This window comes from Arachnia sp., assembly GCF_057238465.1.
Genome location: NZ_DBHHFZ010000002.1, coordinates 96848 through 120883, shown reverse-complemented (window position 1 = coordinate 120883; position 24036 = coordinate 96848). Strand labels below are relative to the sequence as shown.

Sequence of the window (24036 nt, the reverse complement as noted above, 5' to 3'; positions counted from 1 at the left end):
GGTGGCCCCCTTTCCATGCTGATCGCCATCCAAGCTGCCCCAAGCCTATCGAGGGACATCGGATTGACAAGCCTGCCATGCTAATTCGGTTTGGCGAATTCCGGCGCGCGGGGGGAAACCGTGGAATCAACGGAGATTTCCGCCAGCTGTTTGATCTCGACGCGCCCCTGCACCCTGCTGCCCTCCACCTCGCTGACCAGGCCGCCCCTGAACCGGGCCCCGGCCTCCAGGGTGGCGGGATCCCCGATGGCCTCGATGACGATCGGTGTGGTCAGGGGTTTCCCGTCCACCGCTATCCGGCCCTCCGCGTCCCGGTCGATCCATGTGCTCGCGACCACACGCACGGAATCATTGAACTCGATCACCTCGGAACCGGCGTCACGCAGTTCCTCCAACGCATCCAGCAGCAGTTCCGGGGTCACAGCACCCTGCGGATCCTGGATGGTTATCCGCACCCCCGGCCCGGTCGCCGGTACCGTTCCCGCGATGATCCGCATCTGCTCGATCCGGTGTTTGGTCTCGTCGTCGGCGGCCTTGGCCCCCGCCGCCCCCGAGACCAGCCCTTCGCGGGTCGTCGTCAGTTCCCTGACCTCGGATTCCAGGCGTCGCGTCTCGGCGGAGAGGTTGTCCAGCAGCTGGATCAGGTCGGTGCGGCGCAGGTTGGAGTAGTCGGGCTGCGACGCCTGGGAACGCAGGGTCCAAACCACCAGCAGGGCGGTCAGGCAGAGCACCGTCCCGACGACCAACTGACCGCGACCGGGTTTCAGGAAGGCGCGCCAGATCTTTCCGGGTTTCGCCGGTTCGATCTGATCGGCGGCGCGTTTCGGGGTCTGTTCAGGCATGGAACACCGCCCTTCGGATGGCTGCGGCATTGTTGAAGATACGGATACCGAGCACCACGACGACCCCGGTGGAGAGCTGGGAGCCGACTCCTATCTGGTCGCCCGCGAAGACGATCAGCCCCGCTATGAAAACGTTCGAAAGGAAGGAGACCACGAACACCCGATCGGAGAAGGTGCCCTCCAGCCATGCGCGGGTCCCCCCGAGGATGGCGTCCAGCGCGGCCACGATCGCGATCGGAAGGTACGGCTGGAGAAACACGGGCAGGACGGGTTCAACCAGCAGCCCGATCACGACCCCGGCCACGAGCCCAAGCAGCGCCAGCATTTCTCCTCCTTCAGCTCTCGGCGTACCGCAGCGTCATCGCGGGGTCGGCGGGTAGTCTCAGATCGCCGTTCACCGTTTGAAGTTCGTAGGCGATCCCGTAGTTGTCGTGAAGATACTGCCACCACACGGCCGCTGAGGTGCGGACGAAACGCGCCTGCAGCCGGGAAGGATCCCCGATGGCCTCCACCACGTAGGGCGGATTCAGGGAGACGTAGTCCACCGTGATGGCGGATCCCGCGGAACGAATCGGGGTGAGCGTCGTGATGCGATGGCCGTTTATCGCCACGGCCTCGGCCCCGGCCTGCCGCAACCCGTTCACCAGCCGCGACAGGTCGGAGTCGTAGATCACCCTGCTGCCGTTCCCGGTTCTCTCCGCGTCATTGACCCGAGCCCGGAGACCGGGGCCTGAAACGGCCACGGCCCCGGCCGCCAGTTCGGCTTCCTGCAGATTGGCGCGAACACTTGGATCCGCCACGGCTTTCTGGCGCAGCTGCCTGTTCTCCACATCTAGTTCGCTCGCCCTGGCCGCGAGTTCATCGCGATGCTGCTGCTCGGCGGCGATCCGTGACAGGAGATCCTTCCTCTCGTCCGCCACCTCGCTTCGGGAACGGGTGGTGGAGACCACGGAGAGCACCAGCAACGAGGCAACCATGAGAAGCGCCAAGGACATCGCCCAGCGGCTGCGGCGCGGGGATGTGGTGGTCAGGTACTCGGGTTCCATGGCCTCCGCCGCGAGATCGCTCAGAAGGCTCATGCTGGCGTCAGGACGCATCCCGTTCACCCCTTTCGTGCGCGAGTTCCACGGTTCCCTTCAGGTAGAGCAGCCCGGCCGCCCAGTAGGCGAACGCCCCGGCGACCGCGAGCACCCATCCCGCCCACTCGGCCACCGCCAGACCGAACGCTTCGGGGGAACCGAGCAGCATGAGCGGGAAGGCCAACAGCAGGAGCATCGTCCCGGCCTTCCCGACCAGATTCACCGGGAGCGCCACCCGTCCGCTGCGGCGCAACGACGGAAGCAGGCACAGCAACAGCAGGTCACGGGCGACGAGCACGACCAGCAGCCACCAGGGCACGAGCCCTCTGACGGTCATCACCACGACCGCGGTGAGAATGTAGAGCCGGTCCGCCACCGGGTCGAGGCGCGCCCCCAGCTGCGAGGTCTGGTGGAGGGTACGCGCCAGGAAACCGTCGAGCCAGTCCGTCGCTCCTGAAACGGCCAGCAGGATCACCGCCGTCAGGTCATGCCCGGCCAGGATGAGCCACCCGAACACCGGCACGGCCAGCAGCCGCAGGAATGAGAGAACGTTCGGTATCGTCAGCAGTCGATCTGTGTCCCAGGTCCGGGTTGGTTCGACTGCTTTCACGGAAAACAGCCTAGGCCATCTCCGCCCACGCCCTGGCCAGTCGTTCACGGGCGTCACCGAGCAGTTGGGGAAGAGCACGGGTCTGCCCGACGATCGGCATGAAGTTCGTGTCCCCCAACCAGCGGGGGACGACGTGTTGATGCAGGTGGGCAGCTATTCCGGCGCCGGCGACGGCCCCCTGATTCATGCCGATGTTGAAGCCAGCGGGCTGCGAGACCCTTGTCAGGACAGCGATGGCCCGCTGGGTGAGTTCCGCCATCTCGCGGGTTTCCTCCGGCGTGGCGTCGATGTACCCGCCGATGTGACGGTAGGGACACACCAGCAGGTGTCCCGGTGAATAGGGGAACAGGTTCATAACCACGAAGGCGTGTTCGCCGCGGGCGACGATCAGACCGTCCTCGTCACATTTCATCGGGGAAAGGCAGAACGGGCAGCCGGTCTCGTCCTTCGGCTTGTCCCCTTCGATGTAGACCATCCTGTGCGGGGTCCACAGTCTCTGGAAGGAGTCGGGGGTCCCGCACAGCTCGGAGGATGGCTCGGTCATTGCGCACCCGGGTCCGTGTTGGTGCGGGAGGCGATGTGGGAGCGAATCCTCTCAACCGCCTGCTCGACGGGCACCCCGTTCAGCTGGGAGCCGTCCCGGAAACGGAAGCTCACCGCCCCCGCGTCACGATCCTCCCCACCCGCGATCAGGATGAACGGCGCCTTCGACCTGGATGCGTTTCGGATCTTCTTGCCGAAACGGTCGTCCGAGAGGTCGAGCTCGACCCGGATCCCGTGGGTCCTCAACCGGGCGGCGACATCCACCAGGTGGTCGTTGAACTCTTCCGCCACGGGGACACCGAGCACCTGCACCGGGGCGAGCCAGGCCGGGAATGCTCCGGCGTAGTGTTCGGTCAGCACCCCGAAGAACCGTTCGATCGAGCCGAACAGGGCGCGGTGGATCATCACCGGCCGCTGTCGGGTTCCGTCGGCAGCCTGGTATTCCAGTCCGAAACGTTCCGGCAGGTTGAAGTCGAGCTGGATCGTCGACATCTGCCAAGTGCGTCCGATGGCGTCCTTGGTCTGCACCGAGATCTTCGGTCCGTAGAAGGCAGCGCCCCCCGGGTCGGGTACGAGTTCCAGACCGGAAGCCGTCGCCACCTCGGCCAGGACGTTGGTGGCCTCCTCCCAGGTTTCCTCGTCGCCCACGAACTTCTCGGGGTTCTTGGTGGACAGCTCCAGGTAGAAGTCGTCCAGGCCGTAGTCCTTGAGCAGGTCGAGTACGAAGGTCAGGAGACCGGCCAGCTCGTCGCGCATCTGTTCGCGGGTGCAGTAGATGTGTGCGTCGTCCTGGGTGAATCCCCTGGCCCGGGTCAGGCCGTGCACCACACCGGATTTCTCGTTGCGGTAGACGGTGCCGAACTCGAACAGCCGCAGCGGCAGCTCCCGGTAGGAACGGCCCCGCGAACGGAAGATCAGGTTGTGCATGGGGCAGTTCATGGGTTTCAGGTAGTAGTCCTGCCCCTGTCGGCGGATGTTGCCCTGCGCATCGCGTTCCTCGTCCATGTGCATGGGCGGGTACATGCCGTCGGCGTACCAGTCGAGATGCCCGGAGGTCTGGAACAGGGAGGCCTTCGTCAGGTGTGGGGTGTAGGCGAACTGGTATCCCTCCTCGACGTGGCGGCGCCGGGAGTAGTCCTCCATCTCCATGCGCACCACGGCCCCGTTCGGGTGGAACACGGCCAGTCCCGACCCGATCTCGTCGGGGAAGGAGAACAGGTCCAGTTCGGTGCCGAGTTTGCGGTGGTCGCGTCTGGCGGCCTCGGCGATGCGGGTCTGGTACGCCTTCAGGTCCTCCTTGGTGGCCCACGCGGTGCCGTAGACGCGCTGCAATCCGGCGTTGCGCTGGTCGCCCCGCCAGTAGGCGGCGCTCGACTTGGTCAGCGCGAACGCCTGGAGGTAGCCGGTGTGGGGCACGTGGGGGCCGCGGCACAGATCGCGCCAGGCGACGGAGCCGTCGCGACGGACGTTGTCGTAGACGGTGAGCTGCCCCTCCCCCACCTCGACGGATGAACCGTCGGCGGCGGAGGCGCCACCCTTGTCCGCTATCAGCTCAAGTTTGAACGGTTCGGCGGCCAGTTCTTCACGGGCCTCCTCGTCGCTGACCTCCCGCCGCACGAAACGCTGCTTCTCGCGGACTATCTGGCCCATCCGTTTCTCGATCGCCTTCAGGTCCTCCGGGGTCAGCGGGGAGGTCGCGAAGTCGTAGTAGAAACCGTCGGTGATGGGCGGGCCGATGCCGAGTTTCGCATCCGCGAACAGGTGCTGCAGGGCCTGGGCGGTCACATGTGCCGCCGAGTGACGGATGATGCTGAGGCCTTCGTCGCTGTCTGCCAGGACGGGTTCCACCTCGTCGCCGTCGGCCAGTTCACGCTGGAGGTCCTGGAGTTCCCCGTCCACCTTCATCGCAACGATCCCGCGGTCGTTGCCGAACAGGTCCAGCCCCGTGGTGCTCGTCGTCAGCTCCACGCTCTCGCGCGAATCAGGATGGATGACGACGATTGCGGACACAGGTCTTCCTTTCGGTAGCGGACTGGCCCATTCTGCCATCACCCCGCGAGGAAAGCCCGCTCCTCCACCCCCGGCCCGTCAGCAGGGCGGGCGAAGCACCGTCGCTCCGGGAAGAACCGCCACCCGCTGTCGGAGGAAAGTTCTGGCCACTCGTGCCGGACCACACCGTCGAGATCGAAGGCGATGCTGCCCTTCGAGGCATCCGTGGCAATCACCAGGCCGGAGGGCTCGTCGAAGTCCAGCTCCCCCTTGACCTCGCCGTGCTGCGGGTCGCGAGAAAGAAAATCCGGGCCGAGGAAACGCTCGACGACGAGATACTTGTCCTCATCCGGTTCCTTCAGGTTCACCAGCACGAAGGGATGGTAGGGATCGAAGTTGTCGGCGCAGTGGGCATGGTCCTCCTGTGGCATCCGCCCACACCATGCGGCCTCCATCCGGTCCAACGCCACGAGGAGGGAATCCTCACCGATGAAGCAGATGGGGCGGTCCCAGTTGTAACCACTGCCCCCGAAGTTGGCGCCGCTGGGTTCCCAGCGTGCCAGGAAATCCTCCACCCGGTACACCATGAGAACGTCCACCGGGTTCCAGACCCAGCCGTTGCTGACCAGACGGGTGTGTTCCGGGGAGACCAGCAGCCGGGAGTGGAAGAAGTCGACGAAGTTCTCCTTCCCACCGTCCTGCCTGCGGATGATCTCCCGGGCGGTGAGCAGGTCGCCGGTTTCGGCGTCGAAGAAGTCGAGCCGGCACCACTGCGTCTGGAGGGCCGCCACGATTCGTCCTTCCAGGCGAAGGAAGGCCACCGAGTAGCTGGAGACGTCGCAGTGGTAGTCCTCACGGCGGTACTCCCGCGTCGCACCCGAGGCGAGGTTGACCAGCACCGCCCGCAGCCCGAAGCGCTCCGCCAGGCACGCCCACCCGTCGAGGGCGCGGAGTTCGAGCTCCCCCTCCAGCGCGGGGAGCACGGCGACGGTGGCGGAGGTTCCATCGGGAAGGACCCGGCTCAGCCGGGTGCTCTCGGCAACCAGCCAGCCGGGTCCCGAGGTGTCGGGGACAAGGGTCACGACACGACCCGGCCCTCGAAGTCCGTGCGGCCCGCGACCCGATCCGCCACGAAGGGGCAGCTGGGACGCACCTGGTTCCCGGTCGGCAGGATGTCGGCCAGGGCGAAGTCCACGACCTTCCCGGCCAGACCCTGCCCCTGGAACTCGGGGATCGTCTCGGTGTGGTTGAGGTCGATGACATCACCCTCGATGACGTAGTCCACGAAGGCCGCCACCTGGCCGCCCCGCTTGAGCTCGTAGCGGGCCGCGGTGTCGTTCTTGATCAGTTCGATGTCACTCATGGGTGTCATTCAACCAAATAAGGCCGGGCCTCCAGGCCCGGCGATTCCGGTGTGTTGGTGGGCGATGCCAGGTTTGAACTGGCGACCTCTTCCGTGTCAAGGAAGCGCGCTACCACTGCGCCAACCGCCCGAGGTGGAGACGGGATTCGAACCCGTGTACACGGATTTGCAGTCCGTTGCCTCGCCTCTCGGCCACTCCACCGGGTGGAGTATGTCTCCGAGCGGACGACGAGATTCGAACTCGCGACCCTCACCTTGGCAAGGTGATGCTCTACCAACTGAGCCACGTCCGCATGCGCTTTCCTTGACATCCCATTCGGGCTGCCTCGTTCGGCGCGTAGAGAACACTAGCGCAGGGCTTCGAGCGGATGCAAGTTTCACCTGCCAATCAGCGTTCAAGCCCCACAGAACGGGGCTGAAACACCTGCGAACCTCAGACGGGGATTCCGACGTAGATGGTTTCCAGGTACTCGGCGATGCCCTCGGAACCGCCCTCGCGCCCCAGCCCCGAGTGTTTGACCCCGCCGAACGGGGCGGCCGGGTTGGAGATCGCGGCGGAGTTGATTCCGATCATGCCGACCTCGAGTCGCTCCGACATCCGCAGTGCGCGGTCGATGTCTCCCGTGTGGACGTAGGCGGCCAGTCCCACTGGTGAGGAGTTGGCCCAGGTGAGGACCTGTTCCTCGGAGTCGAAGGGAACCACCGGGGCCACGGGTCCGAACAGTTCCTCGCAGACCACGGACTCCCCCGGGTCGGTCACGGCCAGCACGGTCGGGCGATAGAAATATCCCGGCCCCGCGACATCCTCGCCTCCCGTGAGCACCCGGGCGCCACGTTCACGGGCTCCCGAGACGAGTTCCCGGATGCGTTGCCGCTGCCCGGATGTGATGATGGGGCCGATGTCGGTCGCGGGATCGAGCCCGTTGCCCACGACCAACCCCTCGAACTCGGCGGCGAGACGCGCGGCGAACTCGTCGGCCAGTTCCCGGGAGACGTAGAACCGGTTCGCGGCGTTGCAGGCCTCGCCCATGTTCCGCAGTTTCGCGGATTTCGCGGCCGTCACCGCGCGGTCCAGGTCAGCATCGCCGAAAACGATGAACGGGGCACAGCCCCCGAGCTCCATTGAGGTCCGAAGCACGTTGTCAGCGGCTTCTCGCAGCAGCCCCCTGCCCACCTCGGTGGATCCCGTGAAGGAGAGTTTCCGCAGCCTCGGGTCCCGGAGCAGGGGCCCGGTCAGGGCGGCGGAGGACGAGGTGGGAACCACGTTGACCACGCCGTCGGGAAAGTCGGCCAGCCGGCACGCCTCGGCGAAGGCGAGAGCGGTCAGAGGAGTCAGCTTCGACGGCTTCAGGACACCGGTGCAACCGGCCGCCAACGCCGGGCCGAGCTTGCGGGTGGCCATCGCCAGGGGGAAGTTCCACGGGGTGATGGCCAGAACAGGACCGACGGGACGGGGCATGGTGATCATCCTCAGGCTGCCCTCGGGAGTCGTGGAGTAGCGGCCGTTCAGACGCACCGCCTCCTCGGAGAACCAGCGGAGGAACTCGGCCCCGTAAACCACTTCGCCGCGCGCCTCGGCCAGGGGCTTGCCCATCTCGATGGTCATCAGGACCGCGAACTCCTCCGTGCGCTCCACGACGATCTCGTACAGGTTGCGGAGCAGCTCCGCGCGGGCCCGTGGTGCCGTGCGGGCCCAGCCGTCCTGGGCGGCGGCCGCGGCCTCCAGCGCGGCCAGGCCGTCCCCGGCATCCGCGTCGGCGACCCGGGTGATCACATCTCCCGTCGCCGGGTTGATGACCTCGAACCGCCCACCTCCCCGGGCCTCGCGCCAGGCGCCATTGATGAAGACCTCGGTCGGGGCGGCGGCGAGCGCCCTCGTCACCAACGGGTTTTCTACGGAAAAGGCCTCCATGACCACACCTTCCAGGAATCGGTGAACGGACCCACCTTACGGCTCCGGCCAAGAGGCCGCTGTTGATCCCGGCCACCCCGATGGCGTACCGGAGCGTCCCACCCTCCCGAACGCACGTCTCCGGTGCGGCGTGTACCCGGCCATCCCGTCGCCGTTCCCAACCTCACGGCGCCGCCCCGCTGACATGAAGCCGGGGAATCCTCCTGATTGGCGACTCCTCCGAAGGTGCGCTAAAGTGGCAGATCGCACGGGCGATTGGCGCAGTGGTAGCGCGCTTCGTTCACACCGAAGAGGTCGGCGGTTCGAAACCGCCATCGCCCACCGATGCTCCTCACGAAAGCCAACCAGCCGCAAGGAGGAGAGGCATGTCGGCACCAGCCATCGTGCTTGTCGCACGAGGCGACGACGATCCTGCCGTCCGAACCTCCTTGGATGTCGTGACCAACCACCTCCATCGGCTGCGCCCGGACCTCAGGGTTGGTCTCGGTCTCCTGAACAGCACCACCCCAACGGTCCGCGAGGCCGTCACGGCCCTGGCCGAGACCGGGGTGGAGGAGATCGCGATGGTTCCGATGGACCTGGTTTCAGCGACCGACCACTCCCCCGTGCTGACCCAGGCCCGCGAGGAAGTTGGCGCGGCCAATCCCGGGCTGAGCATCGTCATCGCACGCCCCATCGGACCGGACATCGATCTGTTGAACGTCCTGGACACCAAGCTGCGCGAGGCGCTTCACCGCGCGAACGCCGTCGAGGTGGACGCCCTGGTTCTCGCCTGCCCGGACGGGGGGGATCTCAGGGGAAGCGCCCTGCTCGCCCGGAGGGCCCGGCAGTGGAGCGCACATCACAAACTTCCGGTGCAGCTCGCGCAGAACGACATCACCGGTCGCGCAACCGCCCTCGCCATCAACGCGCTGCGCGGCCAGGGACGGCGGCACATAGCCGTCGGTTCCCTGTTCCTGACCCCCGGGCCCGTTTTCCGGGCCCACCAGCAGGCTGCCATCAGGGCGGGGGCCCTGGCGGTCACCCCTCCGATAACGGAGAATCCCCGAGTCACCGAACTGATCCTGGCCCGCTACGCCTTCGCGGCCATGCGGCTGCTCGACATCGATCCCCACGAGGACGGAACATGACAACCGACTTCCCTCTCGACCTCCCCGACCAGGAATGGCGAAACCGGCTGGACGATCTCGAATACCACGTGCTGAGGGAAGCAGGAACAGAGGCCCCCTTCACGGGCGAATACACGGACACCACCACCGAGGGGGTGTACGAATGCAGGGCCTGTGGAACCGAGCTGTTCCGCAGCGAGGCGAAATTTTCCTCCCACTGCGGCTGGCCCAGTTTCTTCGAGCCCTTCGCGGGGGACCGGGTCATCTACCTGGAGGACCACTCCATCCCCGGGCGTCCCCGCGTCGAGGTCCGGTGCACGGCCTGCAATTCCCACCTGGGGCATGTCTTCCGGGGCGAGGGATACGGCACCCCAACGGACGAGCGGTACTGCATAAACTCAATTTGCTTGCGTCTCGTTCCGGCGTGCCATCAAACCAGCCCGGGAGAAGACACATAGGCTCACTTCCGTGACGCTAGCTCCGCCCAACATGGCCGACCCCGAGTTCCAGCATGCCCTGGAGGAATTCGCCAGCATGCAGTGGCGCTCAGGGATCAAGGCCGAGGAGATAGGCTCCCCGCAGCGGATTGCGCCGTTCTCCATAGCCATGGCGCTGGACTTCATCGAGGATGACGAGGAGTTGGGAACCGGGCGGTTGATATTGCTGCACGATCCCGCCGGCAACGAGAACTGGGAGGGACGGTTCCGTCTGGTCTCCTATGTGCGGGCCGAGGTGGATCAAGAAATGGTCACCGACCCGTTGCTGCCCGAGGCGGCCTGGTCCTGGCTGACGGATGCGCTCTCCAAGCACGCAGCCGCCCACCGGGCCCTGGCCGGGACCGTGACCGCGTCCTACGGCCGGGGGTTCGGGGAACTGAGAACGCACCAGGCCGAGGTGGAGGTCCGGGCGTCCTGGACCCCGGTTCTGGACAACCGCCACAAGATGACCGCTCACCTCAAGGCCTGGCAGGATCTTCTCGGACACATTTCAGGGCGTCCACCGCTGCCCCGTGGAGTGGTGCAGTTCCCGGGGCGTGCATGAACCAGTTCGTCGAGCAGCCACGGGAAGCCCTGCGCCCCCTGGTGGACACCCCCGAAGCTCTCGACAACTGCATGGACTCCCTCTCCCGCGGGATCGGGCCCGTGGCATTCGACGCGGAACGCGCCCACGGCCACCGGTACTGGCCCAAGGCGTATCTCTTCCAGATCCGACGCGAAGGAGCCGGCACCTGGCTGATAGACCCCATCGCCTTCGAGCACGGGGGCGAGACGGAACTCGGCGGGCTCGTCGGCGCCTGCTCCGACGCACCGTGGATCATTCACGCGGCATCGCAGGATCTTCCCTGCATGCTGGATGTGGGCATTCATCCTCCCGCCCTGTTCGACACCGAATTGGCGGGACGTCTCCTCGGGGCCCCGTCAGTCGGTTTGGCAGCCCTTCTCGACACGAAACTCGGCATCCGGTTGCGCAAGGCGCATTCGGCGGACAACTGGGCCACTCGCCCGTTGCCGACCTCCTGGCTGACCTACGCGGCCCTTGACGTCGACTACCTGATCGAGTTGGCCGATGTCCTGCGCACCGAGCTCGTCGCCGGGAATCGCATCGCCTGGGCCGAGGAGGAGTTCACCCACACCCTGCAGGTCTTCTCCACCCCACCCGCCCCCCGGAAGGAACCGTGGCGGCGCCTGTCGGGCATCCAGGGTTTGAAACACCCGAGGCAACTGGCCGTGGCGCGGGCGCTCTGGCAGGAACGGGACCTCGTGGCCCGACGAAGGGACCGCCCGCCCTCCCGGATCCTGACCGACGCCGCAATCGTTGAATTCGCTTCGGGAGTGGACCCAGTTGGCCCGCTCCCGGACGCCCCCGGGTTCTCCAGGATTCCCGGGTTCAACACCCGCGGGGCGGCAAGGTACCGGGCCAACTGGGTCCGGGCCGTCGATTCGGTATCCCGGCTGTCCCCCGCCGAGTACCCCTCACGCCGCCCGGAACCGAACGGCATACCCCAGCCGCGCTCCTGGGAGCGCAACGACCCGGAACGCTGGGAACTCTGGAAAAAGATCCGCGCAGACGTCGACACGCTGGCCGGGGAACTCGGAATCCAACCCAGCCTCATAGCGCCCTCCGCGATCCTGCAGGCCTTCGTCCACAACTGGAAGCCCGGCAGCGACCCCCGGAGCGTGCTGCTGGAGACCGGTTCCCGGAACTGGCAGATCGATCTTCTGCTGCCGTTGCTCACCAGGCATCCCTGAGACAACCACACGGTTCGGTCGCTCATGCCCGGCCGGACTAAACCCCTCAGGCCGGTTGGGCGGCCGTTCGCCGTCGCTGAAGTATCTTCTCGAGCACCCGGCGGGCTATGTGGCGCGACGTCAGGCCGAGCTCCTCCAGAACCTCACCGCGGGTTCCCTGGGCGAGGAACTCCTGTTCGATGCCGAAGGCGAACAGCCGGGTCTCGGGTGCCTCTTCGGCGAGCCTCGCCCGCAGCCTCTCCCCCAGCCCGGCGACGACCAGGTTGTCCTCGATGCTCACGACGGTTTCGTGTTCGCAGGCCAGTCCGATCAGCTCGGGGCTGAGCGGGATGCACCAAGCGGGATCCGCGACCGTGCACGCCAGTCCCGCCGCGGAGAGTTTTTCCGCCACTTCGAGTCCGGTTCCCGCGAACTGGCCGTATCCGATTATCAGAACACTGGCACCGGCGTCGACGCGAAGCAGGTCGACCCGGTCACGTCCCACACCCCGGCTGGTGATCGCGGGCATCTCATCCGGGAGGCGTTCCTTCGAGTAGCGCAGCACCGTCGGGGCGTCCCGGACCGTGACCGCCCGCTCCAGCGCCGCGACCAGCCGGGTCTGGTCCCTCGGCGCCGAGACCTCGATGCCGGGCACGATCCCCAGCATCGACAGATCCCACATGCCGTTGTGGCTCGGGCCGTCGGTTCCGGTCACCCCCGCCCGGTCCAGCACGAGGGTGATTCCCTCCCCGTGAAGGGCCGCGTCCATCAGGACCTGGTCGAAGGCCCGGTTCAGGAAAGTGGCGTACACGGCGACGACGGGATGCATTCCGGCCCGGGCCAGCCCGGCGGCGGAGACAACGGCGTGCTGCTCGGCGATGCCCACGTCGAAGACCCGGTCCGGGAAGGCCGCCGCGAACCTGCCGAGCCCCGTCGGGTGCAGCATGGCGGCCGTGATGGCCACGACGTCCGGTCTGCGTTCCCCGATCCGGACCATGGCCTCACCGAAGGCATCGGTCCAGGTGGCCTGTACGGCGTCGCTGAGCGGCTGACCGGTGATCTCGTCGATCCTCCCGACTGCGTGGAACTGGTCCTCCTCGTGCTCCTCGGCAGCCTTGAAACCCTTGCCCTTGCGGGTGATGGCGTGAACCAGCACGGGCCCCTCGAACTGTCGTGCCCGTTCGAGATGGCCGACCACCGCACGGATGTCGTGGCCGTCTATCGGCCCCGTGTACTTCAGACCGAGATCGGAGAACATCCCCTGCGGCGCGAGAACGTCCTTGACCCCGGTCTTGAACCCGTGCAGCAGGTCGTAGACGGGACGTCCCAGAACCGGGGTCCGGTGGAGCCGGTTCTTGATGAAACTCAGGGTCCGTTCGTAGCGCTGATCGGTGCGCAATCCCGCCAGGTGCTTGGCCAACCCACCGACCGTCGGTGTGTAGGAACGGCCGTTGTCGTTGACGACGATCACGATCTTCAGGTCAGGTTGGGCCGCTATGTTGTTCAGCGCCTCCCAAGCCATTCCGCCAGTCAACGCACCGTCACCGACCACCACGACCACGGTGCGTTCCTCCCCGCGCAGGCGGAATCCCTTGGCCAGCCCCTCGGCCCAGGACAGGGCTGTCGAGGCGTGGGAGTTCTCGACCCAGTCGTGTTCGGACTCGGAACGGGACGGATAGCCGGACAGGCCTCCCCGCTGCCTGAGATGCTCGAATCCCTCGGCCCGGCCGGTCAGGATCTTGTGGACGTAGGACTGGTGCCCCGTGTCGAAGATGATCGGGTCGTGGGGCGAGTTGAAGACCCGGTGGATACCCAAGGTGAGTTCGACGACACCGAGATTCGGCCCGAGGTGCCCACCCGTGCGACTGACCCGGTTGATCAGGAAGCCACGGATCTCGGATGCGAGGCTTGTCAGCTGGCGGCGCGAGAGCGTTCGCAGGTCACGCGGGCCACCAATCTTGGCGAGCAGGGACATGACTGACAGTCTAGAGGCTCTCCCAAGGAACGGACACCTTGTAGCATTACCGCTCCGGACCGCGTGTTCGCCTCTTCCCTGCGGAACAGACTCTCGGAAATCCGAGGCGATACGCTTTTCAACCATGGACGAAGTGCTCCGGGCCGTGCCCCGCGTCAACGTCTGGGTGACCTGTCCCAGGTGCTCCGGGCCGGCACACGTGCTGCGAAACCGTGTCGTGTGCACTGCTTGCACCTGGACACGCGAGGGAGCCAGACCGGGTCATTGGTGCGCCTGCTGCCGGGAATGGGAGGCGGACCGGCCCGTGGCCGTGAAACTCGCCCGGACCGTGCTGTGGTTTAGGTGCGGCGTCTGCGGAGCGCGGAAGGAGGAAATCCGTTCTCATGTGGCCCGGCAGAGACACGGGGTTCCGGTGCCCACCTGTTCCTGCGGTTCACCGATGCTCCTGGATGCGCATTGGTACCGGGGAATCGATTCTCCGGCGGTCCGCGATGGTTTCGACGCCCTGTACGGCCTGCCGTTCCATCTCGCGGTTCCCTGCGCGGGACACACCCTGTGGGTGGCTAATCTGGAACATCTCAACCACGTGGAGAGTTTCGTCGCCGCCAAGCACCGCCTGCGCCTCGACTTCACCGACGAGTCCACCAGGTACTGGGAGCTCTGCCACCGGTTGCCCGCCTGGATCATCCGGGCCAAGAACCGGACCAAGGTGCTCGCAGGCCTGGGGAAGCTGCGGCGCATGGCAATGGCCCTCTCTTCCGAGGACGCGGCACAGGTTTTCATTCCCAGAGCTCCATGACCGATGCGCCATCCTCCGGAATCAAATGCTCTCGAAAGCCCGGTCCCGGATGCTCCCCGGCCTGCCCGTCCATGTGGACACCCCAGATGCAACTCATCATTGGGGTCCACCGGAGAAACTGAAGTGCAGACCGGCAGGTCAAGCCATCAAACGAGAGTTGGTGGGGCGGGGATCACCCCGCCCCACCAACTGATTCCTTCTCCGGAATGGGCACTCGTTACTGGGAAACTTCTTTGTGGGTCTTCTTTCGGACGAACCACGAAATCGTCAATCCCACGAACCACAGGAGCGTCAACCCCAGGGCTATCCGGGTGTCGTCATAGCGCAACAACACATAGACCACGAACCCGAAGAAGCCCAGCACCACCCATGGCATGAAGGAGGCGCCCGGCATTCGGAATGCCGCGTTCTTGTGAGCCTCGGGATGCAACTTCCGATAGCGGATGTAGCAAACCAGGATCAGCGACCACATGAACAGCACCAATCCCACCGACACCGAGGAGACCATGGTGAATGCCTCCATCACCGACCCGCCGATGATCAGGATCGGGAAGGCGACACATGTCAGTGCCACTGACAGTACCAACGCCTTGGCCGGAACCTGGTGCTTCGACAGATGCCCGAAGGACTCGGGTGCCTGCTTCGACTGGGACAACCCGTACAGCATGCGGGAGGTCGAGAAGATCCCCGAGTTCGCGCTGGAGGAAGCAGAGGTCAGGACCACGAAGTTCATGGCCCCGGCAGCTGCGACGAACCCGACCAGGCTGAACAGGTTCACGAACGGCGAGGTCGTTGGATCGATCTTGTCCCACGGAGTGACCGACATGATGACCGCCAGGGCCAGCACGTAGAAGATCACGATCCGAACCGGTATGGCGTTGATCGCCTTCGGCAGGGTCGTGTGCGGATCGGAGGTCTCGGCCGCAGCCGTTCCGATCAACTCGATACCGATGAACGCGAACACCGCGATCTGGAAGGCCGCCAAGAAGTTGTCACCATCGGCCGGGAAGATTCCCAACGGACCATAGGCACTCCACAGGTGGGTGACCGATGCGGTTGTCGTCCCGTCAGCGGACGGGAAGTTCACCAGGATCATCCCTATGCCGACGACGATCAGAAGCAGGATGGCGACGATCTTGATCAGGGCGAACCAGAACTCGATCTCACCGAACATCTTGACCGTCAGCAGGTTGCAGCCGAGCAAGGCCATCAGGAGGATGAACGTACAGATCATCGACCAGGTCATGTCCTTGAGCCAGAAATCGAAATACCCGGCGATGACAACAACTTCTGCACTGGCCGTGACGACCCACAGAATCCAGTACGTCCAGCCCGCGAAGTACCCGGCCCACGGTCCGATCATTTCTCGGGCGAAATCCTGGAAGGACTTGTACTCGAGATTGTGAAGCAGGAGTTCACCCATACCCCTCATCACGAAGAAGAGCATCGTCCCGATGAGCAGATAGATCAGCAGCAACGACGGTCCCGCCAGGTGAACGGTCTTGCCCGAGCCCATGAAAAGACCCGTTCCGATGGCGCCACCGATGGCGATGAGCTGGATGTGACGGTTCTTCAGGTTCCGCTGCAGATGCTCCTGCCCCTCGGCGGCCTGCGTTGTTACAGGAGGCTTATCCAACATGATCCAGCGCTTCCTCCAGAGGCATCAGTGGCAGGTCGAACGCCTCGGAAACGCCCGCAAAGGTCAGGTTGCCCTTGACCGTGTTGAGGCCCTTGGCCAGCGAGGGGTTGTCCTTCAGCGCCTTGGCCGCACCCTTGTCGGCGAGCTGGATCATGTAGGGAAGGGTGGCGTTGGTGAGCGCCCAGGTGGAGGTGTTCGGCACCGCGCCCGGCATGTTCGCCACGCAGTAGAACAGCGAGTTGTGGACGGGGAAGGTCGGGTCGTCGTGGGTGGTCGGGCGGGATCCCTCGAAGCAACCACCCTGGTCGATGGCGACATCCACCAGCACCGATCCGGGCTTCATCTCGGCGACCATTTCGTCGGTGACGAGCTTCGGGGCCCTGGCGCCGGGGATGAGCACCGTGCCGACCACCAGATCGGCCTGGAGGACGTGCTCGCGCACGGAGAGGGCGGAGCTCACGACGCCGTGCACCTGGTTGTGGAACCTCCAGAAGGTGTTGCGCAGCTTGTCGAGGTCGGTGTCGAGAACCGTGACATCCGCACCGAGACCCATGGCGATATTGGCCGCGTTCTGGCCTGCGACACCGCCACCGAGGACTACGACCTTGGCACTGGGAACGCCACCGATGCAGCCCATGAGGACGCCGCGTCCACCCTGGGCCTTCATGAGGGCGTGGGCACCGACCTGGGGGGCCAGGGAACCGGCGATCTCGGACATGGGGTAGAGCAGCGGCAACGCACCGGAGGGCAGCTGAACGGTCTCGTAGGCGATCGCCGTGGTGCCCGCCTTGAGCAGGGCATCGGTCTGGGGACGATCGGCCGCGAGGTGGAGATAGGTGAACAGGGTCAGGTCCTCACGCAGGTACTGGTACTCGCTGGAGATCGGCTCCTTCACCTTGAGCACCATCTCGCCAACCGCCCAGGTGTCGGCGGCGTTGCTGACGATCTTCGCACCCTGCGCGACAAATTCCTCATCCGGGATCGAAGAACCGACGCCCGCACCCGCCTGGATGTAGACCTCGTGGCCCCTCCTGACGAGCTCATGGACACCAACGGGGGTGATGGCGACCCGGAACTCGTTGTTCTTGACCTCGGTCGGGACTGCGATACGCATGTGTTACTCCTTCGTAATTGATTCTGGCTGCCCCACCTTGGGCATCCATGCGTTTGCGTGAGACCGACACTAGTACGGCAAAGATCAAAGCGCGCGACCACCCCCCTCGTTTTCGGCTACGACAAGGCCTTGAGCTGCTGAAACCGAGGTTGACACCACCCCCGTGAGGCCCCGGAGGGTCCTCACGGGGGCACTGCGAGGGGCCGTTCAGGCCTTCGCCAGGTTGCGCAGCACGTAGGGCATGATGCCGCCGTTGAGGTAGTAGGCCCGCTCCCCGGGGGTGTCGATCCGCACGATCGCGTCGAATCCCGTCACCGTGCCGTCGGGCCGGGTGGCGGTGATCCTGACCGTGCGTGGGGTGATGCCGGAGTTCAGCTCGGTGATGCCGGAGACAGCGAAGACCTCCTCCCCCGTCAGGCCGAGGGAGTCGGCTGATACCCCGTCGGGGAACTGGAGCGGGAGGACCCCCATCCCGATCAGGTTGGAGCGGTGGATCCGCTCGTAGCTCTCCGCGACGACTGCTTTCACCCCGAGCAGCGCCGTACCCTTGGCCGCCCAGTCCCTGGAGGATCCGGACCCGTACTCCTTGCCCGCCAGGATCACCAGCGGAGTCCCCGCTGCCGCGTAGTTCTGGGCCGCGTCGTACACGGTGCTCACCGGGCCCCCGGGGAGGGTGAAGTCGCGGGTGAAGCCACCCTCGGTGCCGGGCGCCACCTGGTTCCGCAGCCGGATGTTGGCGAAGGTGCCCCGGATCATGATTTCGTGGTTTCCACGCCGGGAGCCATAGGAGTTGAAGTCCCGAGGGCCCACCCCCTGGGAGGCGAGGTACACACCCGCCGGGGAGTCGGCCTTGATGCTTCCCGCCGGGGAGATGTGATCGGTGGTGACGGAATCCCCCAGCATCAGCAACACCCGGGCTCCCCCGATGTCCTCGACGGGGACCGGGCTGACCGGCATCCCGTCGAAGTAGGGGGCCCTGCGCACGTAGGTGGATTCCTCATCCCATTCGAAGACCGCCCCGCCCGGGGTGGGCAGCGAACGCCAGCGCTCGTCCCCGGTGAACACGTCGGCGTAGCGGGACGCGAACATCTCGGAGCTGATGGATGAGCTGATGACCTCCTCGATCTCGGCCTGGGTGGGCCACAGGTCGCGCATGAACACGTCATTTCCGTCGCTGTCCTGGCCGATGGGGTCGTTGAACAGGTCGATGTCCATTGTTCCCGCGAGGGCGTAGATGATGACCAGCATCGGGCTGGCGAGGTAGTTCATCTTCACGTCCGGGCTGATCCGGCCCTCGAAGTTCCGGTTTCCGGAGAGCACCGCGGCCACGGCCAGATCGTGTTCGTTCACGGCGGCGGAAACCTCGGGAATCAGGGGGCCGGTGTTGCCGATGCAGGTCACGCAGCCGTAGCCGACGAGGTTGAACCCGATCGCGTCGAGGTAGCCTCCGAGCCCGGACCTGGTGTAGTAGTCGGTGACCACCTGGGAGCCGGGCGCCAGTGACGTCTTGACCCAGGGTTTCCGTGTCAGTCCCCGCTCGACCGCCTTCTTCGCCACCAGGGCCGCGCCCAGCATCACGGACGGATTGGAGGTGTTGGTGCAGGAGGTGATGGATGCGACGGTGACGGCGCCGTTCCTCAGCTCGAAGGACGTGCCGTCCTCGAGAGTCACCGGCACCGAGGCGTCGGGGGTGTGGGTGTAGGTGGGCAGCGCCTCGCGGAAACTGTCGCGGGAACGGGTGAGCAGGATGCGGTCCTGGGGGCGTTTCGGCCCGGCGATGGAGGGCACCACGGTTCCGAGGTCGAGTTCGATGTACTCGGAGTAGTCGGGTTCGCGATCGTCCAGATGCCACAACCCCTGGGCCTTGGCGTAGGCCTCCACGAGGGCGATCTGGGCCTCGTCGCGCCCGGTCAGGCGCAGGTAGTCGATGGTTTTCCCGTCGATCGGGAACACCGCGATCGTTGAACCGTACTCGGGGCTCATGTTCCCGATGGTGGCGCGGTTCGCGAGCGGCACCTGGGAGACCCCCTCGCCGTAGAACTCCACGAATTTCCCGACCACCTTGTGCTGGCGCAGCATCTCGGTGATGGTCAGGACCAGGTCGGTGGAGGTGGTTCCCTCGGGGAGCCGGCCGGTCAATTTGAACCCGACCACCCGTGGGATGAGCATGGAGACCGGCTGCCCCAGCATGGCGGCCTCGGCCTCGATGCCGCCGACTCCCCATCCGACCACGCCGAGTCCGTTGACCATGGTGGTGTGGGAATCGGTGCCGACGCAGGTGTCGGGGTAGGCCTGGAGGACGCCGTCGACGATGCGCGGGAAGACGACCCGGGCCAGGTGTTCGATGTTGACCTGATGGACTATGCCGGTGCCCGGGGGCACCACCTTGAAGTCATCGAATGCGGTTTGCCCCCAGCGCAGGAACTGATAGCGCTCGCGGTTGCGCCGGTATTCGATCTCGGTGTTCTGGGCGAATGCGGTCGGGGTTCCGAACACCTCGGCCGTGACGGAGTGGTCGATGACCATTTCCGCCGGGGAGAGCGGGTTCACCTTGGCGGGGTCCCCCCCGAGGGCCGTGACCGCTTCCCTCATGGTCGCGAGGTCCACCACGCAGGGCACACCCGTGAAGTCCTGCATGATGACGCGGGCGGGGGTGAACTGGATCTCGTGACTCGGTTCGGCCCCCGCATCCCAGTTCCCGAGCGCCCGGATGTCGTCGGCGGTGATGTTCGCCCCGTCCTCCGTTCGCAGCAGGTTCTCGAGAAGGATCTTTAGGCTGTAGGGCAGCCTGTCGTGTCCTGCCACCGCGTCGATCCGGAAAATCTCGTAGGTGGTGCCACCCACCTCGAGGGATGACCTGGCCCCGAAGCTGTTGACGCTCATAGCTCTCCTTGGTCCGCCTCACGTCACATATCTTGATGTCAAGATATCACGGCGACGCCCTGCTCCCAAAAAATCGGGAAACACCTCAGGTTCTCGTGGCGGGCTTCAGGATGGCCACACACTCCACATGGTGGGTCATCGGGAACAGGTCGAAGGCGCGGATCCGGTCGGTCACGTACCCTCGCACCGCGAAATCTGCCAGATCCCTGGCCAGGCTCGCCGGATCGCAGGCGACGTAGGCGACGGCCCTGGGTGCGAGATCCGCCACGCGCGCCACCACGGCGGCCCCCGCTCCCCTGCGGGGTGGATCGAGGACGACCAGATCGACCCCGGGCGGGAGCCGGCGAAGCGCCTTCGTCAACGACAGCGCCAGGAAACGCCCCCGGGGTACGTTGACGCGGGCATTCGCAGCGGCCTCCCGGTCCAGCTCCACCCCGAAAACCTCGGCCCCGGCGTGGTCCAGACCCGCGGCGAACAACCCCGAACCGCAGTAGAGGTCGAGCGCCAGATCCCCCGGTCTGGGTCTGAGCCCTTCCATGACGGCGTCGAGCAGGGTTTCGGCCGCCCGGGGATGCACCTGCCAGAAACCGGAGGCCGCCACCTGGAAGGAGAACTTTCCCGCCTTCTCACGGACCCGGGGTGGACCGATCAGGAGTTTTCCATCGGCGAGCACGCTTACCGTGTTCGCCGCGCGAACCACGCTGAGGGATTCCACTCCTTCCGTGAGTTCGTTCAACTGAGCCGGGAACGGGCCGGGCGCAGCGGCGAGACATCCCGCCTCGGGCAGTGGAACCACCTCGTGTGACCGCCGCCCGCGTAGCCCCACGCGACCATCGCTGACCGCGTACCTCATCCGGGTGCGCCAGTTGACCGTAGGCTGGACGGCCTCCACCCGCCCGGTCCAGGTGATCCCCGCCAGTCGGGACAGCTGCTCCGCGACGACGGCCGTCTTGAGGTCGAGCTGGAGCTCGGGACTGGCGTGCTGCCAGTCGCAGCCACCGCACTGCTCGGCGATCGGGCACGGGGGCTCCACCCGTCCCGGGGAGGCCTTGAGCACCCGGATCACGCGCCCCCGGTCGAACCGGTTGCCCTTCTCGGTGATCTCGACGACCACCCGTTCCCCGGGCAGCCCTCCCGTGACGAAGATCACCTTGCCGTCGAAGCGCCCAACGACCACACCGCCGTGGGCCACCCGTTCGAGTTCGACCTCGATCATCTGGTGCCCTGTCTGGTCTCGCGCCGCCGTGAACTGCTGAGCTGGTAGGGCACCGAGATCACCATCACCCCACTCATGTAGTGCAACCTGGTGCGGATCAGCAGGGTGGTCTGGTTGTGGAGCAGCCGCTCCCACCAGTTCCCCACCACGTAGTCAGGAATGTAGACGGCCACCACGTCCCTGGGGTTCTCGGTGCGCATATCGGCCACATAGCGGATGAAGGGCTGGGTGATCTCCCGGTAGGGGGATGCGATCACGCGCAACGGAATGCCGAAGTCCTCCTTCCGCCACGCCTCCATGAGTTCGCGCGCCTCCTCGTCGTCGACGGAGATCGTCACCCCCATCAGGGAGGTGGCACGGCCCGCTTTCGCGTAGGCGATGGCCTTCGCGGTGGGCAGGTTCACCTGCTGCACCAGCACCACCGCCCGGACCCGGCTCGGCAGGGCCCGGTCGGATCCGGGGCGGAGGGCCAGCTCGTCCTTGACCTGGTCGTAGTGCCTGCGGATCAGGACCATCAGCAGGTACATCAATCCCATGGCGACCAGGGCGAGGTAGGCGCCGTGGGTGAACTTGGAGATGAGCACGACCAACAGCACCAAGGCTGTCATTCCCGCGCCGAGGAGGTTGATCACGCGGGATCGCTGCATGCGCCGCCTTTCGCCCCGGTCCTTCTCGACGCGGAGAGCGCGGTTCCAGTGCAGCACCATCCCGGTCTGTCCAACGGTGAAGGAGATGAAAACCCCGACCACGTAGAGCTGGATCAGGGCCGTCACGGAGGCGTTGAAACCCCAGATGAGGGCGATGGCCGCCACGGCCAGCAGCACGATCCCGTTGGAATAGGCCAACCGGTCGCCGCGGGTGTGGAGCTGCCGGGGCAGATAACCGTCCTTGGCGAGGATCGAGGCCAGGCTCGGGAAACCGTTGAACGCGGTGTTCGCGGCCAGGAACAGGATCGACAGGGTGGCGATGATGACCACGTAGAAACCCGGGATGAACCAGTCACCGAAGACCGTACGCGCGAGCTGTCCCGTCACGGTCACCGCCGCGGTGTGGATGGTCGAGCCGTCCGGGGCCAGGTAGTGGGTTCCGGTCAGTTCGTCGATCAGGTGCACGCGGGTCAGGTTGGCCAGCAGGACGATCCCGACGAGCATGGTCCCCGCGATCAACCCGAGCAGCCCGAGCACCGAGGCGGCGTTGCGGCTCTTGGGAGGGCGGAAAGACGGCACACCGTTGGCCACGGCCTCCACCCCGGTCAGCGCGGCGCAGCCCGATGAGAAGGCCCGGGTGATGATCGCGACCAGCACCCACCCGAAGGCGTGATCGGCGCCCTGGGTGCCGATCACGGTCAGGTCGGAGGTCTCGCTCCTCAGCGAATGCCCCAGGACCAGGATCCGGAAGAATCCGATGGCGAGCATCAAAAGCATTGAGAACATGAAGACGTAGGTGGGCCAGGCCAGCACTCCCCCGGAGTCCCTGACACCCCGCAGGTTCATCAGGGCCAGGACGACGATCACCCCGACCGCGATGGGTACCTCGTGGCCGTCTATCCCGGGGAACATCGCCTTCGCGTTGAGCACACCGGCGGAAACCGAGACGGCGACCGTCAACACGTAGTCGACCAGCAGCGCCGAGGCCACGGTCAGCCCTGCGTGCCTGCCCAGGTTCGATGCGGCGACCTCGTAGTCCCCGCCACCGGTCGGATAGGCACGGACGGTCTGCCGGTAGGACATCACCACCACCGCGATCACGACCCCGACCGCGAGCCCGATCTGCCACGAGAACAGGTATCCGGTCATCCCGGCCAGGGACAGGGTGATCAGGATCTCGTCGGGCGCATAGGCGACCGAACTCAGCGCATCCGAGGCGAACACTGGCAGCGCGAGCCGTTTCGGGAGAAGCGTTTCCCCCAGCTGTGCGCTGGCCAGGCGGCGGCCGACGAACACACGTTTCAGCGCCTGATAGATGTTCACGAAGCCCTACGGTAGACCCATGGCAGGGTGATTGCGATACCGTCGGATCTGCGTCCGGGAGCCGCCGGACCGGGAGGGAGACGCAAATGCACATCGTGATCATGGGTTGTGGTCGCGTCGGTTCCATGCTGGCCCGGGGCCTCGAGAAACGAGGCCATTCGGTGGCGGTGATCGATGTCAACGTGGATTCGTTCCGTCGGCTCGGGACCGATTTCCAGGGGACCACGGTCAGCGGGGTGGGTTTCGACCGGGAGGTGCTGGAGGCCGCCGACATCCGGCACGCCGACGGTTTCGCGGCCGTTTCCAGCGGCGACAATTCCAACATCCTGGCGGCCCGGGTGGTTCGCGAGCAGTACGGGGTGGACAACGTGGTGGCCCGCATCTACGACCAGGGCAGGGCAGCCGTCTACGAGAGGCTGGGCATTCCCACCGTGGCCACCGTCCGCTGGACCGTGGGCCAGGTGATGCGCAGGCTGCTGCCCGAGGGCAGCGAACCCGTGTGGCGGGACCCCTCGGGGACCGTGCGGCTGCTCCAGATCTACGTCCACTCGGCCTGGGTGGGCAAACGCATCAGGGACCTGTCCGCGGCGGCCCAGGTCCCGATACCGTTCGTCTCCCGCACGGGACGCGGCATCGTTCCGGACTCCCAGACCGTTTTCCAGGACGGTGACCTGATTTTCGTCGCCTGCGAGGCCGAGAGAACCGACGCCGTCGAGTCCCTGTTCGCCGCTCCCCCGACCCGTTCTCGAAATCTGTGAGGAATCG

Annotated in this window: 21 protein-coding genes and 4 tRNA genes; 7 read left to right on the top strand and 18 right to left on the bottom strand. The window is 65.9% G+C overall.

Going from position 1 to position 24036, the window contains the following annotated elements:
• Nucleotides 1-80 precede the first annotated feature (80 nt).
• The 12 genes from ACO6D6_RS02800 to ACO6D6_RS02745 all read right to left on the bottom strand — a co-directional run bounded on the left by ACO6D6_RS02800 (nt 81) and on the right by ACO6D6_RS02745 (nt 8338).
• The gene (locus ACO6D6_RS02800) at nt 81-842 is read right to left on the bottom strand and encodes a DUF881 domain-containing protein (protein WP_484783070.1); all 762 of its coding nucleotides are present in this window, start codon (nt 840-842) and stop codon (nt 81-83) included.
• Nucleotides 835-1167: a small basic family protein gene (locus ACO6D6_RS02795; protein ID WP_484783068.1), complete on the bottom strand. Its 333-nt coding sequence runs from the start codon at nt 1165-1167 to the stop codon at nt 835-837. The genes ACO6D6_RS02800 and ACO6D6_RS02795 overlap by 8 nt, the downstream gene beginning before the upstream one ends.
• 10 nt (nt 1168-1177) lie before the next feature.
• Entirely contained in the window at nt 1178-1939 is a 762-nt protein-coding gene (locus ACO6D6_RS02790) for a DUF881 domain-containing protein (RefSeq protein WP_484783066.1), read from the bottom strand.
• Complete coding sequence (locus ACO6D6_RS02785; RefSeq protein ID WP_484783064.1) at nt 1929-2531, bottom strand: CDP-alcohol phosphatidyltransferase family protein; 603 nt, start codon at nt 2529-2531, stop codon at nt 1929-1931. Before ACO6D6_RS02785 ends, ACO6D6_RS02790 begins: the two co-directional genes overlap by 11 nt.
• Nucleotides 2532-2541: 10 nt before the next feature.
• Complete coding sequence (locus ACO6D6_RS02780) at nt 2542-3075, bottom strand: HIT family protein (protein ID WP_484783063.1); 534 nt, start codon at nt 3073-3075, stop codon at nt 2542-2544.
• Entirely contained in the window at nt 3072-5084 is a 2013-nt protein-coding gene (gene thrS / locus ACO6D6_RS02775; RefSeq protein ID WP_484783061.1) for a threonine--tRNA ligase, read from the bottom strand. Before thrS ends, ACO6D6_RS02780 begins: the two co-directional genes overlap by 4 nt.
• A 38-nt stretch (nt 5085-5122) precedes the next feature.
• Entirely contained in the window at nt 5123-6145 is a 1023-nt protein-coding gene (locus ACO6D6_RS02770; protein WP_484783060.1) for a hypothetical protein, read from the bottom strand.
• Nucleotides 6142-6426, bottom strand: a complete 285-nt coding sequence (locus tag ACO6D6_RS02765; RefSeq protein WP_484783058.1) for a GNAT family N-acetyltransferase — start codon at nt 6424-6426, stop codon at nt 6142-6144. Before ACO6D6_RS02765 ends, ACO6D6_RS02770 begins: the two co-directional genes overlap by 4 nt.
• A gap of 55 nt (nt 6427-6481) precedes the next feature.
• Nucleotides 6482-6556, bottom strand: a tRNA-Val gene (locus ACO6D6_RS02760).
• 1 nt (nt 6557) lies between these two features.
• Nucleotides 6558-6628, bottom strand: a tRNA-Cys gene (locus tag ACO6D6_RS02755).
• Nucleotides 6629-6646: 18 nt separating this feature from the next.
• Nucleotides 6647-6719 (bottom strand) — tRNA-Gly (locus ACO6D6_RS02750).
• 140 nt (nt 6720-6859) lie between these two features.
• On the bottom strand, nt 6860-8338 hold the full coding sequence (locus ACO6D6_RS02745) for an NAD-dependent succinate-semialdehyde dehydrogenase (RefSeq protein WP_484783057.1): 1479 nt from the start codon (nt 8336-8338) through the stop codon (nt 6860-6862).
• Between the two features lie 249 nt (nt 8339-8587).
• Between ACO6D6_RS02745 and ACO6D6_RS02740 the strand changes: the two genes are divergently transcribed.
• The 5 genes from ACO6D6_RS02740 to ACO6D6_RS02720 all read left to right on the top strand — a co-directional run bounded on the left by ACO6D6_RS02740 (nt 8588) and on the right by ACO6D6_RS02720 (nt 11696).
• Nucleotides 8588-8659: transfer RNA gene (locus tag ACO6D6_RS02740), tRNA-Val, on the top strand.
• A 44-nt stretch (nt 8660-8703) separates the two neighbouring features.
• A complete protein-coding gene (locus tag ACO6D6_RS02735) occupies nt 8704-9468 on the top strand; it encodes a sirohydrochlorin chelatase (protein ID WP_484783055.1) in 765 nt (254 codons plus the stop codon).
• Nucleotides 9465-9905 carry a peptide-methionine (R)-S-oxide reductase MsrB gene (msrB, locus tag ACO6D6_RS02730; RefSeq protein ID WP_484783054.1) on the top strand — a complete coding sequence of 147 codons (441 nt, stop codon included), beginning with the start codon at nt 9465-9467 and terminating at the stop codon, nt 9903-9905. The genes ACO6D6_RS02735 and msrB overlap by 4 nt, the downstream gene beginning before the upstream one ends.
• Before the next feature lie 10 nt (nt 9906-9915).
• On the top strand, nt 9916-10488 hold the full coding sequence (locus ACO6D6_RS02725) for a DUF3000 domain-containing protein (protein ID WP_484783053.1): 573 nt from the start codon (nt 9916-9918) through the stop codon (nt 10486-10488).
• On the top strand, nt 10485-11696 hold the full coding sequence (locus ACO6D6_RS02720; protein WP_484783051.1) for an HRDC domain-containing protein: 1212 nt from the start codon (nt 10485-10487) through the stop codon (nt 11694-11696). The genes ACO6D6_RS02725 and ACO6D6_RS02720 overlap by 4 nt, the downstream gene beginning before the upstream one ends.
• Nucleotides 11697-11742: 46 nt before the next feature.
• On the opposite strand, the gene dxs is transcribed toward ACO6D6_RS02720, so the two are convergent.
• On the bottom strand, nt 11743-13650 hold the full coding sequence (dxs, locus tag ACO6D6_RS02715; RefSeq protein ID WP_484783049.1) for a 1-deoxy-D-xylulose-5-phosphate synthase: 1908 nt from the start codon (nt 13648-13650) through the stop codon (nt 11743-11745).
• A gap of 439 nt (nt 13651-14089) precedes the next feature.
• Here dxs and ACO6D6_RS02710 point away from each other — a divergent pair, with 439 nt between their 5' ends.
• Nucleotides 14090-14449 (top strand): hypothetical protein, encoded by a 360-nt coding sequence (locus tag ACO6D6_RS02710; protein ID WP_484783047.1) that lies wholly within the window; start codon nt 14090-14092, stop codon nt 14447-14449.
• A 217-nt stretch (nt 14450-14666) separates the two neighbouring features.
• Here the strand turns inward: ACO6D6_RS02710 and ACO6D6_RS02705 are convergent, their stop codons facing one another.
• From ACO6D6_RS02705 to ACO6D6_RS02685, 5 genes are all read right to left on the bottom strand, one after another.
• Nucleotides 14667-16088, bottom strand: coding sequence for an amino acid permease (locus ACO6D6_RS02705; RefSeq protein WP_484783046.1), 1422 nt, complete (start codon nt 16086-16088; stop codon nt 14667-14669).
• Entirely contained in the window at nt 16078-17202 is a 1125-nt protein-coding gene (gene ald / locus ACO6D6_RS02700) for an alanine dehydrogenase (protein WP_484783045.1), read from the bottom strand. The genes ACO6D6_RS02705 and ald overlap by 11 nt, the downstream gene beginning before the upstream one ends.
• 207 nt (nt 17203-17409) lie before the next feature.
• Nucleotides 17410-20085, bottom strand: coding sequence for an aconitate hydratase AcnA (gene acnA, locus ACO6D6_RS02695; RefSeq protein ID WP_484783043.1), 2676 nt, complete (start codon nt 20083-20085; stop codon nt 17410-17412).
• 85 nt (nt 20086-20170) lie between these two features.
• Nucleotides 20171-21301 carry a class I SAM-dependent RNA methyltransferase gene (locus tag ACO6D6_RS02690; RefSeq protein ID WP_484783041.1) on the bottom strand — a complete coding sequence of 377 codons (1131 nt, stop codon included), beginning with the start codon at nt 21299-21301 and terminating at the stop codon, nt 20171-20173.
• Nucleotides 21298-23271 (bottom strand): APC family permease, encoded by a 1974-nt coding sequence (locus ACO6D6_RS02685; protein WP_484783040.1) that lies wholly within the window; start codon nt 23269-23271, stop codon nt 21298-21300. Before ACO6D6_RS02685 ends, ACO6D6_RS02690 begins: the two co-directional genes overlap by 4 nt.
• 86 nt (nt 23272-23357) lie before the next feature.
• On the opposite strand from ACO6D6_RS02685, the gene ACO6D6_RS02680 reads away from it, so the two are divergent.
• Nucleotides 23358-24029, top strand: coding sequence for a potassium channel family protein (locus tag ACO6D6_RS02680; protein ID WP_484783038.1), 672 nt, complete (start codon nt 23358-23360; stop codon nt 24027-24029).
• Nucleotides 24030-24036 lie beyond the last annotated feature (7 nt).

Coding starts and splice junctions, on each gene's coding strand:
- ACO6D6_RS02720 (WP_484783051.1), top strand. CDS start 10,485: ATGAACCAGTTCGTCGAGCAGCCACGGGAAGCCCTGCGCCCCCTGGTG.
- ACO6D6_RS02690 (WP_484783041.1), bottom strand. CDS start 21,301: ATGATCGAGGTCGAACTCGAACGGGTGGCCCACGGCGGTGTGGTCGTT.
- ACO6D6_RS02745 (WP_484783057.1), bottom strand. CDS start 8,338: ATGGAGGCCTTTTCCGTAGAAAACCCGTTGGTGACGAGGGCGCTCGCC.
- dxs (WP_484783049.1), bottom strand. CDS start 13,650: ATGTCCCTGCTCGCCAAGATTGGTGGCCCGCGTGACCTGCGAACGCTC.
- ACO6D6_RS02710 (WP_484783047.1), top strand. CDS start 14,090: ATGCTCCTGGATGCGCATTGGTACCGGGGAATCGATTCTCCGGCGGTC.
- ald (WP_484783045.1), bottom strand. CDS start 17,202: ATGCGTATCGCAGTCCCGACCGAGGTCAAGAACAACGAGTTCCGGGTC.
- msrB (WP_484783054.1), top strand. CDS start 9,465: ATGACAACCGACTTCCCTCTCGACCTCCCCGACCAGGAATGGCGAAAC.
- ACO6D6_RS02790 (WP_484783066.1), bottom strand. CDS start 1,939: ATGCGTCCTGACGCCAGCATGAGCCTTCTGAGCGATCTCGCGGCGGAG.
- ACO6D6_RS02780 (WP_484783063.1), bottom strand. CDS start 3,075: ATGACCGAGCCATCCTCCGAGCTGTGCGGGACCCCCGACTCCTTCCAG.
- ACO6D6_RS02765 (WP_484783058.1), bottom strand. CDS start 6,426: ATGAGTGACATCGAACTGATCAAGAACGACACCGCGGCCCGCTACGAG.
- ACO6D6_RS02735 (WP_484783055.1), top strand. CDS start 8,704: ATGTCGGCACCAGCCATCGTGCTTGTCGCACGAGGCGACGACGATCCT.
- ACO6D6_RS02705 (WP_484783046.1), bottom strand. CDS start 16,088: ATGTTGGATAAGCCTCCTGTAACAACGCAGGCCGCCGAGGGGCAGGAG.
- ACO6D6_RS02795 (WP_484783068.1), bottom strand. CDS start 1,167: ATGCTGGCGCTGCTTGGGCTCGTGGCCGGGGTCGTGATCGGGCTGCTG.
- ACO6D6_RS02800 (WP_484783070.1), bottom strand. CDS start 842: ATGCCTGAACAGACCCCGAAACGCGCCGCCGATCAGATCGAACCGGCG.
- ACO6D6_RS02680 (WP_484783038.1), top strand. CDS start 23,358: ATGCACATCGTGATCATGGGTTGTGGTCGCGTCGGTTCCATGCTGGCC.
- acnA (WP_484783043.1), bottom strand. CDS start 20,085: ATGAGCGTCAACAGCTTCGGGGCCAGGTCATCCCTCGAGGTGGGTGGC.